The organism is Methylobacterium sp. JK268, assembly GCF_054052225.1.
The window spans coordinates 72,138-85,658 of the sequence record NZ_JBSVZN010000012.1; the positions used below are offsets into that span (position 1 = coordinate 72,138).

Sequence of the window (13,521 nt, forward strand, 5' to 3'; positions counted from 1 at the left end):
ACGGTGTGCGCGGAGGGCGGGGCCTCGTCTGGGTGGCGAGCCCCGCTCCCGGGTCCGTGCCGGCGTCCGCTCCGTCGGGGTCGGCTCCGGCGGGCGGCAGCCCGGCCGCGCCTCACGGCGCGTAGGCGCTCGCCGCCGTCGGCAGCGCGTTCGCGGCCGGGCGCGCGGGCGAGAGAAGGCGCAGCTGCGGGGCGCTCCAGGCGCCGGCGAGTTCGTAGACCGCCGGCTTCGCCGCGGAGCCACGCTCCGCCCCGCCTGCCGTCGCGAGCAGGGGATCGCGCGGGGCGGGCTCGACCTGCGCGGCGACGCGCCGCTCGGGGATGGCCACCTGGCCCCGGAACGCCAGGGCCGAGGCGGCGGTGCGAACCAGGCCCTGCGTGATCTCGCCGAGCCCGGAGGCCACCCCGAGGGTCACTTGGGCACGCTCGAAGGGCAGCCGGCCGCCCCGGCGCAGGGCCGGTTCCGCGCCCGGCGCCTCGGCGAGGCTGAAGCCGGCGATCTCCCCATCCTCCAGGGTGACGGCGACCCGCCCGACGAGCCGGCGGCTCAGCTCGGCGAGGTCGCCGCCCGCCGCGTCGAGGGACAGGTTGCCCTGAACCCGGCCCTCGGCGCCGCGCACGAGGCCGAGATCGGCGAGCAGCGGGCCGAGTTCGACCCGGTCCGCACTGGCCTGGAGCTTGGTCTCGAGGCCGGACGGCCCGGCATCGACGAGCACCGCGCGGCCCTTGACGGTGCCGCCCCGCAGGGTGGCGCGCCCGAGGCTCGCCTCGACGGCGCCCTCGCGGACCAGCAGGCCGGCCGCCACCTCCTCGGCCTCGACGGCGCCCAGGCGCGCCGCCGCCGCCGAGAGCCGGAGATCGAGGTCGCCCCCCGTCCAGTCCCCGAGGGCGATCGGCGCGCGCGTCCAGTCCCGGCCCGCGGGCAGGAGCGGCGAGAGATCGACCCGCTCGGCCGCGAAGGTGCCGGTGAGGGCGAGCCGGCCGTCGGGCGCGAGGCTCGCGGCGCCCGCCCCGTCGAGGGCCGTGTCGGCCACCACGACGTGCAGGGCCGGCATCGCCACCGAGCCGGGCTTCGCCTCGAAGCGGCCCTCCAGGCTCACCCGCCCGAGGACGGGGGCGAGGGGCGCCCGCGCGCCGAGCCAGGCCAGCACCTCCGGCAGCGAGCGCGTGGCGAAGCGGCCCTCGCCGGTGACCGACGGGCCGTCCCGCCAGGATCCGGTCCCGTCGAGGTCGAGCTGCCCGGCGGGCCACGCGAGGGTCGCCCGGACCGGGCTCGTGCCGCCGCTCGCGAGATCGAGCGGGCGGGCGGCGGCGAGGGTCGCGGTGACGGCCGCCCCGCGCCACGCGAAGCGGCCCGCGAGGTCGAGGCCCGCGCCCGCCCGCGGCCAGGAGGCGAAGAGGGCGATGTCGGCGATCCGGTCGGGGCCGTCCTCCTCCGCGGCGAGGCGGCCCTCGGCGATGGTGAGCCGCCGCAGCGGACGCGCCCCCGCAGCGAGGCGGTCGGTGACGCGGGAGAGGGGCGCGGCCCAGCGGTCGTCGCCGGGCAGGACGAGGCGGGCGCCGGTGAGCGTCAGGGCCGCCACCTCGGCCTGCCCGCCCAGCAGGGCGCCGAGGCCGAGTTGCACCCCGACCTCGCGGCTCTCGGCCAGCAGGCGGGCGCCGTTGCGCAGGCGCACGCCGTGGAAGGTCAGACAGGGCGCGGGCAGGAGCGCCAGGGTCGTGGGCCCGTCGGCCTCGAAGGCGAGACCGTAGGCACGCGCGAGGTGGCGGCCCAGGAAGCCCGCCGCCGCGGGCGTCGCGACGCTCCAGGACTGGCAGGCCGCGACAACGAGCGCCAGGGTGCAGGCACCGCCGGACAGGAGCAGGATGGGTCGGCGCGTCATCGCTCCCCGGCTGTGTGTGTGATCGTGATGCCCCGCACGGTCGCGCCGCCCCTCGGACCTACGGAGGGCACGGGCGCGAGCGCCCGACCCGGACCTCCCATACTCCCTCCCAGACGGTTTGTCTCGTGGAAGGCCCGCGACCATCCCCGACATCCCGGAATCCCCGCAGGACATCCCAGCGGGCCGCCCGCGGGACCGCCCCGACCCGAGCGGAGCGGTTTTCCTCCATGCCCCCGTGACCCTGCGCCGAAACGGTGCTTAAGAAGGAGCCCGTGCGGTGTCCGGCCCCCTCGGGGCGGGGCGCGCGACCGCCCGCCTCGTGCGGGAGGCGGATGCGGCAAGCCCCGGATCGGGAGGGTCCGGGGCAGGAGAGGGATCGCGATGAAGAAGGTTTATCCCGATGCCACGGCGGCCCTGGCGGGCCTGCTGCGGGACGGCATGACGATCATGGCCGGCGGCTTCGGCCTCTGCGGCATTCCCGACGTCCTCATCGACGCGGTGCGGGCGAGCGGTGCGAAGGACCTCACCGTGATCTCGAACAACGCCGGCATCGACGGCGCCGGTCTCGGCGTGCTCCTGGAGACGCGCCAGATCAAGAAGATGATTTCGTCCTATGTCGGCGAGAACAAGACCTTCGCCCAGCAGTACCTCGCGGGCGAGCTGGAGATCGAGTTCAACCCGCAGGGCACGCTCGCCGAGCGCATCCGGGCCGGCGGGGCGGGCATCCCGGCCTTCTTCACCAAGACCGGCGTCGGCACCCTCATCGCCGAGGGCAAGGAGGTGCGCGAGTTCGACGGCGAGACATACGTGATGGAGCGCGGCCTCTTCGCCGACCTCTCGCTCGTGCATGCCTGGAAGGGCGATACCGAGGGCAACCTCGTCTACCGGAAGACCGCGCGCAACTTCAACCCGATGATGGCAACCGCCTCGCGCATGACGGTCGCGCAGGTCGAGCACCTCGTCCAGCCGGGCGAGATCGACCCCGACCACATCGTCACGCCGGGCGTGTTCGTGAAGCGGATGATTCACCTGCCGAACCCCAACAAGCGCATCGAGCAGCGCACCACCCGCAAGCGCTCCGACGCGGCCGCGGCCGCGGCCGGCGGCGGCGCCGTCTGAGCATCGAGGAGGAGGACACCATGGCCTGGACCCGCGAGCAGATGGCGGCCCGCGCCGCCCGCGAATTGCAGGACGGCTTCTACGTCAACCTCGGCATCGGCATCCCGACGCTGGTCTCGAACTACATCCCCGAGGGCATGTCGGTTCAGCTCCAGTCGGAGAACGGCATGCTCGGCATGGGCCCGTTCCCGTACGAGGGCGAGGAGGACCCGGACCTGATCAACGCCGGCAAGCAGACCATCACGGAACTGCCGACTACGAGCTACTTCTCGTCGTCGGATTCCTTCGCGATGATCCGCGGCGGCCACATCGACCTGTCGATCCTCGGCGCCATGCAGGTGGCCGAGAACGGCGACCTCGCCAACTGGATGATCCCCGGCAAGATGGTGAAGGGGATGGGCGGCGCCATGGACCTCGTGGCGGGCGTCAAGAAGGTCGTGGTGGTGATGGAGCACGTCGCCAAGGCCAAGGACGGCTCGGAATCCCCGAAGCTGCTGAAGGCCTGCGACCTGCCGCTCACCGGCACGCAGGTGGTCGACATGGTGATCACCGATCTCGGCGTCTTTTCCATCGACAAGAAGGGCGACGGCGGCATGAGCCTGATCGAGCTCGCCGACGGGGTCACCGAGGAGGAGGTCCGCGCCAAGACCGAGGGGACCTACCGGGTGGCGCTCAAGAACACCTGACGGCGCGGCGGCGGGCGTTCCCTCGGGGGCGCCCGCCATCCTCTCGGAGCGACGCGACGGACCGCATCCGTACACCGGGCTATTCCAAGGGGGACCCGGATCGACGGGCTCGCGACACGACCGGCTTGCGCAGGCCCGGCGAGCCGCTAAGCTCTGCGGCGATGACCGGCCCGATCCCCACCCCCGCGATCCTGTGGTGGCGCTTCCCTTAAGGAAGCGGCCGTCGTCATCCCGTGTGCGACCGATGCCGCCGCCCTGGCGGCATGGTCTCCGGCACACCCGGCCTGCGGCAGCGCGGCGGCTCCCTTTCCGGAGAGCCCCATGTCCGAGTGCCGCGCATCCCAATCCCCTGAAGCCCCCCGCCCCGTCATCCTCACCGGCGACCGCACCACCGGCCCGCTGCATCTCGGCCACTATGCCGGGTCGCTGCGCAACCGGGTGGCGCTCCAGCACAGCCACCGGCAGTTCCTGCTCCTCGCCGACGCACAGGCGCTCACCGACCACGCCCACGATCCGGCCAAGGTCGCCCGCAACGTGGTCGAGGTGGCGAGCGACTATCTGGCGGTCGGCATCGATCCGGCGGTGACGACGCTCTGCGTCCAGTCGGCCCTGCCGGCCCTCGCCGAACTGACGCTGCTCTACCTGAACTTCGTCACGGTGGCGCGGCTCGAACGCAACCCGACGATCAAGGACGAGATCCAGGCCCGCGGCTTCGGCCGCGACATCCCGGCCGGCTTCCTCTGCTATCCGGTGGCCCAGGCCGCGGACATCACGGCCTTCAAGGCGAATGTGGTGCCGGTGGGCGAGGACCAGGCGCCGCTCATCGAGCAGACGAACGAGATCGTGCGCCGCCTCAACCGGCAGGTCGGCCGCGCGCTGCTGCCCGAGGCCCGGGCGCTGATCCCGGCGGCGGGACGGCTGCCGGGCGTCGACGGCCGGGCCAAGATGAGCAAGTCGCAGGGCAACGCCGTCCCGCTCTCGGCGGGGGAGGCGGAGATCCAGGAGGCCGTGCGCCGGATGTACACCGATCCCGGCCACTTGCGCGCGAGCGATCCGGGCCGGGTCGAGGGCAACGTGGTCTTCACCTATCTCGACGCGTTCGACCCGGACCCGGAGGAGGTGGAGGCGCTCAAGGCGCATTACCGGCGGGGCGGCCTCGGCGACGCGGCGCTGAAGGACCGCCTCGCGCGGGTGCTGAACGACCTCCTCGGCCCGATCCGCGAGCGGCGGGAGCGCATCGCGCGGGACCGGGACCTCGTGATGGACGTGCTGCGCACCGGCACGGCCTGCGCCCGCGCGGTCACCGCGCAGACCCTGGCGGAGTTGCGGGACGGCCTCGGCCTGTTCACCTGGGCGTGAGAGGCCCGGACGGTCCGCCGCAGGCAATGGGCCGGATGGGTCATCGCGCCCGGATTTTCGGACCTGTGCGGGCGGCGTCCTCAACCGACGGATGAATCCGCCGCGGCGGCATCGCCGCGGTTCGTGTCGGGGCGTGTGCGGCCGTGCTACAAGGCTCTCATGAGCCTGGCCGCCTTTGATACCTTGAAGCTCGCCCGGACCCTCCGGGACAGCGCCCGATTCCCGGCCGAGCAGGCGGAGGGGCTGGCCGCGGCCCTCGCGGAGGCCGTCCAGGACGGGCTTCCGTCGCGGTCGGAGGTTCAGGCCGAGTTCGCGTCGGTCCGGACGGAGATGCGGGAGGAGTTTGCGGCAGTCCGGACGGAGATGCGGGAGGAGTTCACCGCCGTCCGCTCGGAGATGAAGGCGGAATCCACCAGCATTCGCTCCGAACTCAAGCTCCTGGAGCACCGGATGACCATCAAGCTCGGGGGCATGCTGTTCGCGCTGGCCGGCATCCTGATCGCCGCGTCCCGCTATCTCCCGCCGGTCCGGTGAGGCGGCGCCGGGGCGCCGGCGAACCCACTCGCCCCTGAGCGAACGCCGACCCGGGTTGCGCGCGCCCCGCTACCGGCCTGCCGTCTCCCCTGGTAGGGCGGTTCCCGATCGAGCCCGGCGGCAGACCGGGCCATGCCCCACCCGAGGAATCGCCCCGTGACACCCCTTTCGCCGGCCATCGGGCCGGAGCCGCTGCCGGATTCCCCCGCCGCGTGGCGGCGCCTCGTCGTCGCCGTGCTCCTCACCACGATCGGCGGCGTCGGCATGTGGTCGGTCGTGGTGGTGCTGCCGGCCGTCCAGGCGGAGTTCGGCATCGCCCGCGGGGCCGCCTCGCTGCCCTACACCCTCACCATGATGGGCTTCGCGCTCGGCGGCGTCCTGATGGGGCGGTTCGCGGACCGGTTCGGCATCGTGGTCCCCCTCATACTCGGCGCTCTCGCGGTGGCGGCCGGCTACGGGCTCACCGCGCTCGCGGGCAGCCTCTGGCCCTTCGCCCTGGCGCAGGGCCTGCTGATCGGGGTCGGCAGCTCCTGCGCCTTCGCGCCGCTCATGGCCGACACCTCCCTGTGGTTCGACCGCCGCCGCGGGATCGCGGTCTCGGTCTGCGCGGCGGGCAACTACCTCGCTGGAACGCTCTGGCCGCCCCTGGTGCAGCACGCCGTCGCCGCCCATGGCTGGCGGGCCACGCAGGCGGGGCTCGGCCTGATCTGCCTCGCCACCATGCTGCCCCTCGCCCTGCTGATGCGCGCGCGGCCGCCGCGCGCCGCCGCCAAGGCGGGGATCGGAGTGGCGCACCGGGGCGGCGATCCCGGGCTTTCCCCGGGCGCGCTGCAGGGGCTGCTCGCCCTCTCGGGAATCGCCTGCTGCATCGCCATGGCGATGCCCCAGGTGCACATCGTCGCCTATTGCGGGGACCTCGGCTACGGCGTCGCCCGCGGCGCCGAGATGCTGTCGCTCATGCTCGCCTGCGGCATCGTCAGCCGGGTCGCCTCGGGCTTCCTCGCCGACCGCATCGGCGGCGTCGCCACCCTGTTGCTGGGCGCGGTGCTGCAGGGCGCGGCGCTGGCCCTCTACCTCCTCTTCGACGGGCTCACCTCGCTCTACGTGGTCTCGGCCCTGTTCGGCCTGTTCCAGGGCGGCATCGTGCCGGCCTACGCGATCATCGTGCGCGAGCTGTTCCCGCCGCGCGAGGCGGGGGCGCGGGTCGGGGTCGTGATCATGGCGACCCTGGTCGGCATGGCGGCGGGCGGCTGGCTCTCGGGCGCGATCTTCGACCTCACCGGCACCTATGCGGCTGCCTTCGCGCACGGGCTGCTGTGGAACCTCGTCACGGTGTCGATCGGGCTGTGGCTGATGCAGCGGCAGGGCGCACGGCGGCGCTGGGCCCCCGCCTGATCCGTGCAGCCGCGCAAGGAGGATCGTGCGCGCGGGCCGGTTCCCAAGACGCTGCCGCGCGCCCATTCTCCCGGTCATGACACAGACCCTCGAACTCGGCCTCGACACGTTCGGGGACGTCACGGCCAGCCCCGACGGCGGCCTCCTGCCCCACGCCCAGGTCCTGCGCGACGTGGTCGAGGAGGCCGTGCTCGCCGACGCGATCGGCCTCGACGCCTTCGGGGTGGGCGAGCACCACCGGGCGGATTTCGCCGTCTCGGCCCCCGAGATGCTGCTCGCGGCCATCGCGGCGCGCACGACGCGCATCCGCCTCGCCTCGGCCGTGACGGTGCTCAGCTCCGACGACCCGATCCGGGTCTACCAGCGCTTCGCGACCCTGCAGGCGCTGTCGAACGGCCGGGCCGAGCCGATCCTCGGGCGCGGCTCCTTCACCGAATCCTTCCCGCTCTTCGGCTACGACCTCGACCAGTACGAGCGGCTGTTCGAGGAGAAGCTCGACCTCTTCGCGGCCTTGCTCAAGGGCGGCGCGGTGACGTGGCGGGGCAGCATCCGCCCGCCCCTCGTCGCCCAGGAGGTCTTCCCCCCGCCCGAGACGCCCCTCACCGCCTGGATCGGCGTCGGGGGCAGCCCGGACTCGGTGGTGCGCGCCGCGCGCTACGACCTGCCTCTGATGCTCGCGATCATCGGCGGCGACCCGGCCCGGTTCCGGCCCTATGTCGACCTCTCGCACCGGGCCTACGCCCAGCTCGGGCGGCCGGTGCGGCCGATCGGCGTCCACTCGCCGGGCTACGTGGCCGAGACCGACGCGCAGGCCCGCGAGGAGCTCTGGCCCGACTACAAGCGCATGCGCGACCGCATCGGCGCCGAGCGCGGCTGGCCGCCGATGAGCCGCGAGGAGTTCGAGCGCGAGGCCGATCGCGGCTCGCTCTATGTCGGTTCGCCCGAGACGGTCGCGCGCAAGATCGCCGCGACGGCCCGGACCCTCGGCCTCTCGCGCTTCCAGCTCAAGTACAGCGCCGGCCCCCTCGGGCACGACAGGCTGATGCGCTGCATCGAACTGTATGGGGGCCGCGTCGCCCCGCTGGTGCGGGACATGCTGGCTTGAGCGGGGAGGGCCCATGGAGGAGGAGCGCTTCCGGCTGACCGACGCGGCGGCGGCCGCGGCCATCGCCGACCGCGCCTTCGCGTCGCTGCGCCGCCGGCTCGGGACCGTGCTGCCGCCCGGCGCGGGGATCGAGCACGTGGGCGCCACCGCCGTGCCCGGCTGCGAGACCAAGGGCGACCTCGACCTCGTCGTGCGGGTCTCCGCCGGAGAGTTCGCGGCCGCCGACGCGGCGCTGGCGCGCCTGTTTCCCCGCAATACGGGATCGGTGCGGACGGAGGATTTCTCCGCCTTCGCGGACGAGGCGTACCGGCCGCCGCTCGGGGTGCAGCTCGTGGTGCAGGGCTCGGCCCTCGACGACTTCACGGGCTTCCGCGACCGGCTGCGGGCGGAGCCGGCCCTGGTCGCCCGTTACAACGCGTTGAAGCGCGCCCATGACGGCGCCCCGATGGACACCTACCGGGAGGCGAAGGCGGCCTTCATCGACGCGGTGCTCAACGGGGCCTGACGGCCCTCACGCCCGCGGCGTCGCGGTCCGCAGCAGCAGCGCCACCGGCGCCAGCCCCACCGCCACGATCAGGAAGGCGGCCACCGCCCCGTCCTCGTAGGTGCCCCGCGCCGCCTCGCCGTAGAGGTGGGTCGCCAAGGTCTCGACGTTGAGCGGGCGCAGCAGCAGGGTCGCGGGCAGTTCCTTCACGCAGTCGACGAAGACCAGGAGCGCGCCGCCCACCACCGCCGGCCAGGTCAGCGGCAGGTGAATCCGGGCGAGGACACCGACGGCGCTGCGGCCGAGCACCCGCCCGGCATCGCCGAGCGAGCGCGGCACCCGGGCGAGGCCGGCCTCGCTGCTGCCCACCGGGATCGCCAGGAAGCGCGCCAGATAGGCGTAGACCAGGGCGACCCCGGTGCCCGGCCCGATCCGCCCGAGCCCGGCCCCGGTGAGCGCCCGGCTCGCCCCGTCGAGGGCCGCGTCGAGCCCGGCCAGCGGGGGCATCAGGCCGATCGCCAGGATCGCGCCCGGCACCGCGTAGCCGAGGGTGGCGCAGCGCGCGAGCGCCGCCCGCCACCACGCGGGCGGCCCGGTGACGAGCCGCGGCCCCGTCGCGACGAGGAGCCCGAGCGCCGTCGCCGCGAGCGTCGCGAGGCCCGCGTACAGCACCGTGTTGAGCGCCTCGCCCAGGATCTGCGGGGAGACGCCCGCGAAGCGCACCCGCCGCACCGCCTCCACGGCCAGATAGGCGGCGGGCGCGAGGAAGCCGATGCCCACCGGCACGAGGCCGAGGGCGAGGGCCGCCAGCGCCGCGGGCCCCGTGAGGCGCCGCCGTGCCATCGGGCGGGGCCGCTGCGCCGCCCCCGCATAGCCCCGGCGCCGCCGCGCCGCCCGCTCCACCGCCATCAGGGCCAGCACGAAGGCGAGCATCACCAGGGCGATCGCGGCGGCGCCGGGCAGGTCGGAGCGGTTCACCCAGGTGGCGTAGATCGACACCGTGAGGGTGCGCACGCCGAGGAATTCCGCCGCCCCGATGTCGTTGAGGGCTTCGAGCAGGGCGAGGCTGGCGCCGAGCGCGATGGCCGGCCGGGCGAGCGGCAGCGCCACCCGGCGGAAGAGCGCGGTGGGCGGCAGGCCGAGGCAGCGCGCCGCCTCGACGAGGCTCGCCGACTGCATCAGGAACAGCGCCCGCACGGGCAGGTAGACGTAGGGGTAGAGCACGAAGCCGAGGAGCAGGATGCAGCCCGGCAGCGAGCGCAGGTCCGGCAGGACGAGGTCGCGCGGGCGCGCCACGCCGAGCAGCGCCCGGATCGCGCCCTGCACCGGACCCACCGGGTGCAGCAGGTCGAGATACGCGTAGGCCACGATGTAGGTGGGCATGGCGAGGGGCAGGAGCAGCGCCGCGTCGAGGAGGCGCCGGCCCGGGAAGTCGTGGGCCGCCACCAGCCAGGCCGCGCCGGTGCCGATGGCGACGACGAGGAGCCCGACGCCCGCGAGCAGCAGGGCGGTGTCGCGCAGGGCCTCCGGCAGCACGTGAACGAGGAGGTGCGGCCACAGCCCCTGCGAGCCCCGCAGCGCCTCGCCCGCGAGCGCCAAGAGTGGCGCAAGCACGAGCAGGGAGGCGAGGCCGGCGGCCAGCGTCCAGATCAGGGGGCCGGAGGCGAGGGCGGGGAGCCGGTGCCCCCCGCCGCCGGGGGCGAGACTAGTTGTCGAAGCCGACACGGTCGACGAGGAGGCTGGCGGCCTTGCGGTTGCGGGCGATCTCGGCGAGCGGGAGCGTGTCGACCTTCAGCGTCCCGAGCCCGGCGAGCAGAGAATCGACCGGGACGCCGGGCTTCACCGGGTACTCGTAATCGGCCTTGGCGTAGAGGGCCTGCCCCTCGTCCGAGGCCAGGAATTCGAGCAGCCGGACCGCGTTGTCGCGGTGGGGCGCGCTCTTGGCGACCACAGCGCCCGAGACATTCACGTGGGTGCCCCCGCCCGCGAAGACCGGCAGCACCACCTTCACGCCCTCGCCCCAGGCCTTCTGCTCGGGGCCGCCGCGGCCGCTGCGCATCAGGCCGACATAGTAGGAATTGGCGAGCCCCACCTCGCAGAGGTCGGCCACGATGTCTCGGGCCACGTCGCGGTCGCCGCCGCCGGGCTTGCGCGCGAGGTTGGCCTTGAGGCCCTTCAGCCACGCCTCCGCCTTCTCCTCCCCGTGATGGGCGATGAAAGCCGCGATCAGGGCGGTGTTGTAGGGGTGCTGCCCCGCCCGGATGCAGACCTGCCCCTTCCAGCGCGGGCCGGCGAGGTCCTCGTAGGTGATCGCCTCCAGGTCCTTGGTGTCGGGATCGGCGTAGAGCACCCGGGCGCGGGCCGAGAGGGCGAACCAGCGCCCCTCGGGATCGCGCAGGGTGGCCGGGATCGCCGCCTCCAGGGCCGCCGAGCGCACCGGCTGGGCCAGATCCTTGTCGACGATCTCGATCAGGTTGCCGATGTCGACCGTCATCACGAGGTCGGCGGCGGAGCGGGCACCCTCGGCCGCCACGCGCTCGGCGAGGCCCTTGTCCACGAACACCGTGTTGACCGCGATGCCGGTCCGGCCCGTGAAGGCGTCGAGGAGGGGGCGGATCAGGCCCGGCTCGCGGGTGGTGTAGAGGTTCACCTCCTCGCCCGCCCGCGCCCCGGCCGGGAGCCAGGGGACGGCCCCGGCGAGCGACGCGAGCAGAACGAGCGGACGGAGCGATCGACGCGGCAAGATGGTCCTCCCGGGATGTCGCGCCCCCTGAAGAAGCAGACGAGCGCGAAAATCAAGCGCGATAGATTAGAGTTGCTTCAATGAAGATCCGGCGGGCCGGCCGTCGCCGCGCACGCCGGCGCGACGCCTTTCATCCTGCGCGACACCCTCGTCCTCCCCCTCCGGCAGGACCAGCACCGCGTCCTCCCGCGGCGTCAGGCCGACCGCGTCGCCCGGCCCGGCGGGATCGCCCGGGTCCAGGCGCGCCCGCAGCGGCTCCGCGAGGCCCGGCACCGCCAGCTGGACGAGGGCGGCGGCGCCGAGAAAGACCCGGCCCGTCACCCGGGCGGGGAGGCCGCTGCCGGGCGCCCCCACGCGCAGGGCCTCCGGCCGCAGGCAGACCCGCACCGCCGCGCCCTCGGCGAGGCCCGGCGCCGGGAAGGGCCCGAGAGGCGTCTCGGCGGCCCCGCCGCGGATCCGGGCGGGGATCTCGGCCGCGTCGGCGAGGAAGCGCGCGGCGAACAGGCCGGCGGGCCGCCGGTAGAGCGCCTCGCCGGTGCCGACCTGGACGATCCGGCCGCGCCGCATCAGGGCGATGCGGTCCGCGACGGCGAGCGCCTCCTCGGGGTCGTGGGTGACGAGGAGCGCCGTGGTGGCGGTGCGGCGCAGGAGCGCCAGGGTCTCCTCCCGCACCCGGTCGCGCATGCGCCGGTCGAGGTTGGAGAAGGGCTCGTCGAGGAGGAGGAGGCGCGGTCCCGGCGCCAGCGCCCGCACCAGCGCCACCCGCTGCTGCTCGCCGCCCGAGAGCGTCTGCGGGTAGCTCCCCGCCCGAGCGCCCAGGCCCACCTGCTCCAGCAACGCGTCGGCCGCCGCCCGGGCGGCGGCGGGCCGGCCGGCGAGGCCGAAGCGGATGTTCTCCGCCACGGTGAGGTGCGGGAACAGGGCGTAGTCCTGGAACATCAGCCCGACGCCCCGCGCCTCCGGCGGGACCGCGACACCCGGCCCGGCCACGAGGCGCGCGTCGAGCCGGATGCGCCCGGCGGTGGGCTGCTCCAACCCCGCCACGAGGCGCAGCAGGGTGCTCTTCCCGCAGCCCGAATCGCCCAGCAGCGCCACCACCTCGCCGGGCCGCACCGCGAGCGAGACCCCGTCGAGGGCCCGCACGTGGCCGAAGCAGCAGGCGAGATCCTCGACCGCAAGGGAATCCGGGACCGGGCCGGCCGCGTTGGGCATGGGGGAGGGCGCTCCGTTCTGGGACAGGCGGACGGGCCGGGGCCGGCCTCAAGGTCAATCGGACGTTAAGCGGATCCGACGAATCCTCCGCATCGCCGGGGCGGCCTTAGCCGGCCGGCTCCGTTCCGGGCAAGCGCCCGGGCAGCCTCCCGAGCAACCGTCAGGGTGAGTGGCGTATGCGTAGCGCGTCGAGCGAGACCGGCAATGTCGTGCCCTTCCGGCGATCGAAGGTCCCGCCGGGGCAGGCCTACCACCCGGAGGATCTCGCCGCCCCGAGCCCGGCCCTGGCGCGCGCGCGCCGCGACCAGCGCGGGCTGATGGACACCGTCTACGAGGCCGGCCACCTGCCGGTGGCGGCGAGCGACCGCGACACCAAGCTGGTGGCGGCCCGGCTGCAGGTCTACGGCTTCCTGGTCATCGAGGAGGTGGAGGAGGACGGCCGCCTGCGGCGCCTGCGCCCCTCCGAGGCGATGCGCGCCGCCTGCGAGCGGCCCTGGCGCCTGTCGCGCTCCTCCTACGGGGTCAGCCTCGCGGTCTCGATCCCGCACGTCGACGATTTCCTGTTCGAGCCGGCCGGCATGAACGGGTGAGGTCGGGCCGGCGACGCGGACTTAGCCGCTTCCTATCCAGAGCCCCCTGCCTCCAGACAAGCACCCCTTTTCCGGACGACTGAAGCGTCAGCGGAAGGAGATCCGGAAACCCGCGCAAGGACTCGCCGCGAAGCGGCTCCGGATTCCAGCACCGTTGCTGACCTGCAGCGCTTCGCGACGTCTTGCGCTGGTGTCCGGATCTCCTTTCGCTGGCGCTGCATGCGCCCGGGAAAGGGGAGTAGAACAACACCCGAACCGTCATGATCGCCCGCACAGCCGGTTCCTCTCCGGACCGTGCCGCGCCGCGGGCGAGGATCCGGGTGCGGCGGCGTCCCGAAAAATTGACAATCCTCCCTGGATCCCCGACAGGAGCGCCCGTCGCGGCGGCCGGGGGCGGGGTCCCGTCGCGGGC

The 13,521-nt window shown here is 74.3% G+C and carries 12 protein-coding genes; 8 read left to right on the top strand and 4 right to left on the bottom strand.

Annotation, left to right across the window (positions count from 1 at the left end; all coding sequences use genetic code 11):
* Window positions 1-112 precede the first annotated feature (112 nt).
* Window positions 113-1,882, bottom strand: coding sequence for an AsmA family protein (locus tag ACW9J6_RS14885; protein WP_457117264.1), 1,770 nt, complete (start codon window positions 1,880-1,882; stop codon window positions 113-115).
* 381 nt (window positions 1,883-2,263) lie between these two features.
* Between ACW9J6_RS14885 and ACW9J6_RS14890 the strand changes: the two genes are divergently transcribed.
* The 7 genes from ACW9J6_RS14890 to ACW9J6_RS14920 all read left to right on the top strand — a co-directional run bounded on the left by ACW9J6_RS14890 (window position 2,264) and on the right by ACW9J6_RS14920 (window position 8,585).
* Window positions 2,264-3,001, top strand: coding sequence for a CoA transferase subunit A (locus tag ACW9J6_RS14890; protein WP_457117265.1), 738 nt, complete (start codon window positions 2,264-2,266; stop codon window positions 2,999-3,001).
* A gap of 20 nt (window positions 3,002-3,021) precedes the next feature.
* Window positions 3,022-3,687, top strand: coding sequence for a 3-oxoacid CoA-transferase subunit B (locus ACW9J6_RS14895; protein WP_457117266.1), 666 nt, complete (start codon window positions 3,022-3,024; stop codon window positions 3,685-3,687).
* Between the two features lie 321 nt (window positions 3,688-4,008).
* Window positions 4,009-5,046, top strand: a complete 1,038-nt coding sequence (gene trpS, locus ACW9J6_RS14900) for a tryptophan--tRNA ligase (RefSeq protein ID WP_457117267.1) — start codon at window positions 4,009-4,011, stop codon at window positions 5,044-5,046.
* Between the two features lie 159 nt (window positions 5,047-5,205).
* The gene (locus ACW9J6_RS14905) at window positions 5,206-5,580 is read left to right on the top strand and encodes a hypothetical protein (protein ID WP_457117268.1); all 375 of its coding nucleotides are present in this window, start codon (window positions 5,206-5,208) and stop codon (window positions 5,578-5,580) included.
* Between the two features lie 132 nt (window positions 5,581-5,712).
* The gene (locus tag ACW9J6_RS14910; protein WP_457117269.1) at window positions 5,713-6,975 is read left to right on the top strand and encodes an MFS transporter; all 1,263 of its coding nucleotides are present in this window, start codon (window positions 5,713-5,715) and stop codon (window positions 6,973-6,975) included.
* A gap of 76 nt (window positions 6,976-7,051) precedes the next feature.
* Complete coding sequence (locus ACW9J6_RS14915; protein ID WP_457117270.1) at window positions 7,052-8,080, top strand: LLM class flavin-dependent oxidoreductase; 1,029 nt, start codon at window positions 7,052-7,054, stop codon at window positions 8,078-8,080.
* Between the two features lie 13 nt (window positions 8,081-8,093).
* A complete protein-coding gene (locus tag ACW9J6_RS14920) occupies window positions 8,094-8,585 on the top strand; it encodes a GrpB family protein (protein WP_457117271.1) in 492 nt (163 codons plus the stop codon).
* A 6-nt stretch (window positions 8,586-8,591) separates the two neighbouring features.
* On the opposite strand, the gene ACW9J6_RS14925 is transcribed toward ACW9J6_RS14920, so the two are convergent.
* From ACW9J6_RS14925 to ACW9J6_RS14935, 3 genes are all read right to left on the bottom strand, one after another.
* Window positions 8,592-10,178, bottom strand: a complete 1,587-nt coding sequence (locus ACW9J6_RS14925) for an ABC transporter permease (RefSeq protein ID WP_457117272.1) — start codon at window positions 10,176-10,178, stop codon at window positions 8,592-8,594.
* A 91-nt stretch (window positions 10,179-10,269) separates the two neighbouring features.
* Entirely contained in the window at window positions 10,270-11,277 is a 1,008-nt protein-coding gene (locus tag ACW9J6_RS14930; protein WP_457117400.1) for a Fe(3+) ABC transporter substrate-binding protein, read from the bottom strand.
* A gap of 96 nt (window positions 11,278-11,373) precedes the next feature.
* Window positions 11,374-12,519 (bottom strand): ABC transporter ATP-binding protein, encoded by a 1,146-nt coding sequence (locus tag ACW9J6_RS14935; RefSeq protein ID WP_457117273.1) that lies wholly within the window; start codon window positions 12,517-12,519, stop codon window positions 11,374-11,376.
* Window positions 12,520-12,695: 176 nt separating this feature from the next.
* Between ACW9J6_RS14935 and ACW9J6_RS14940 the strand changes: the two genes are divergently transcribed.
* Window positions 12,696-13,109: a hypothetical protein gene (locus ACW9J6_RS14940; RefSeq protein WP_457117274.1), complete on the top strand. Its 414-nt coding sequence runs from the start codon at window positions 12,696-12,698 to the stop codon at window positions 13,107-13,109.
* The last annotated feature ends 412 nt before the right edge of the window (window positions 13,110-13,521 follow it).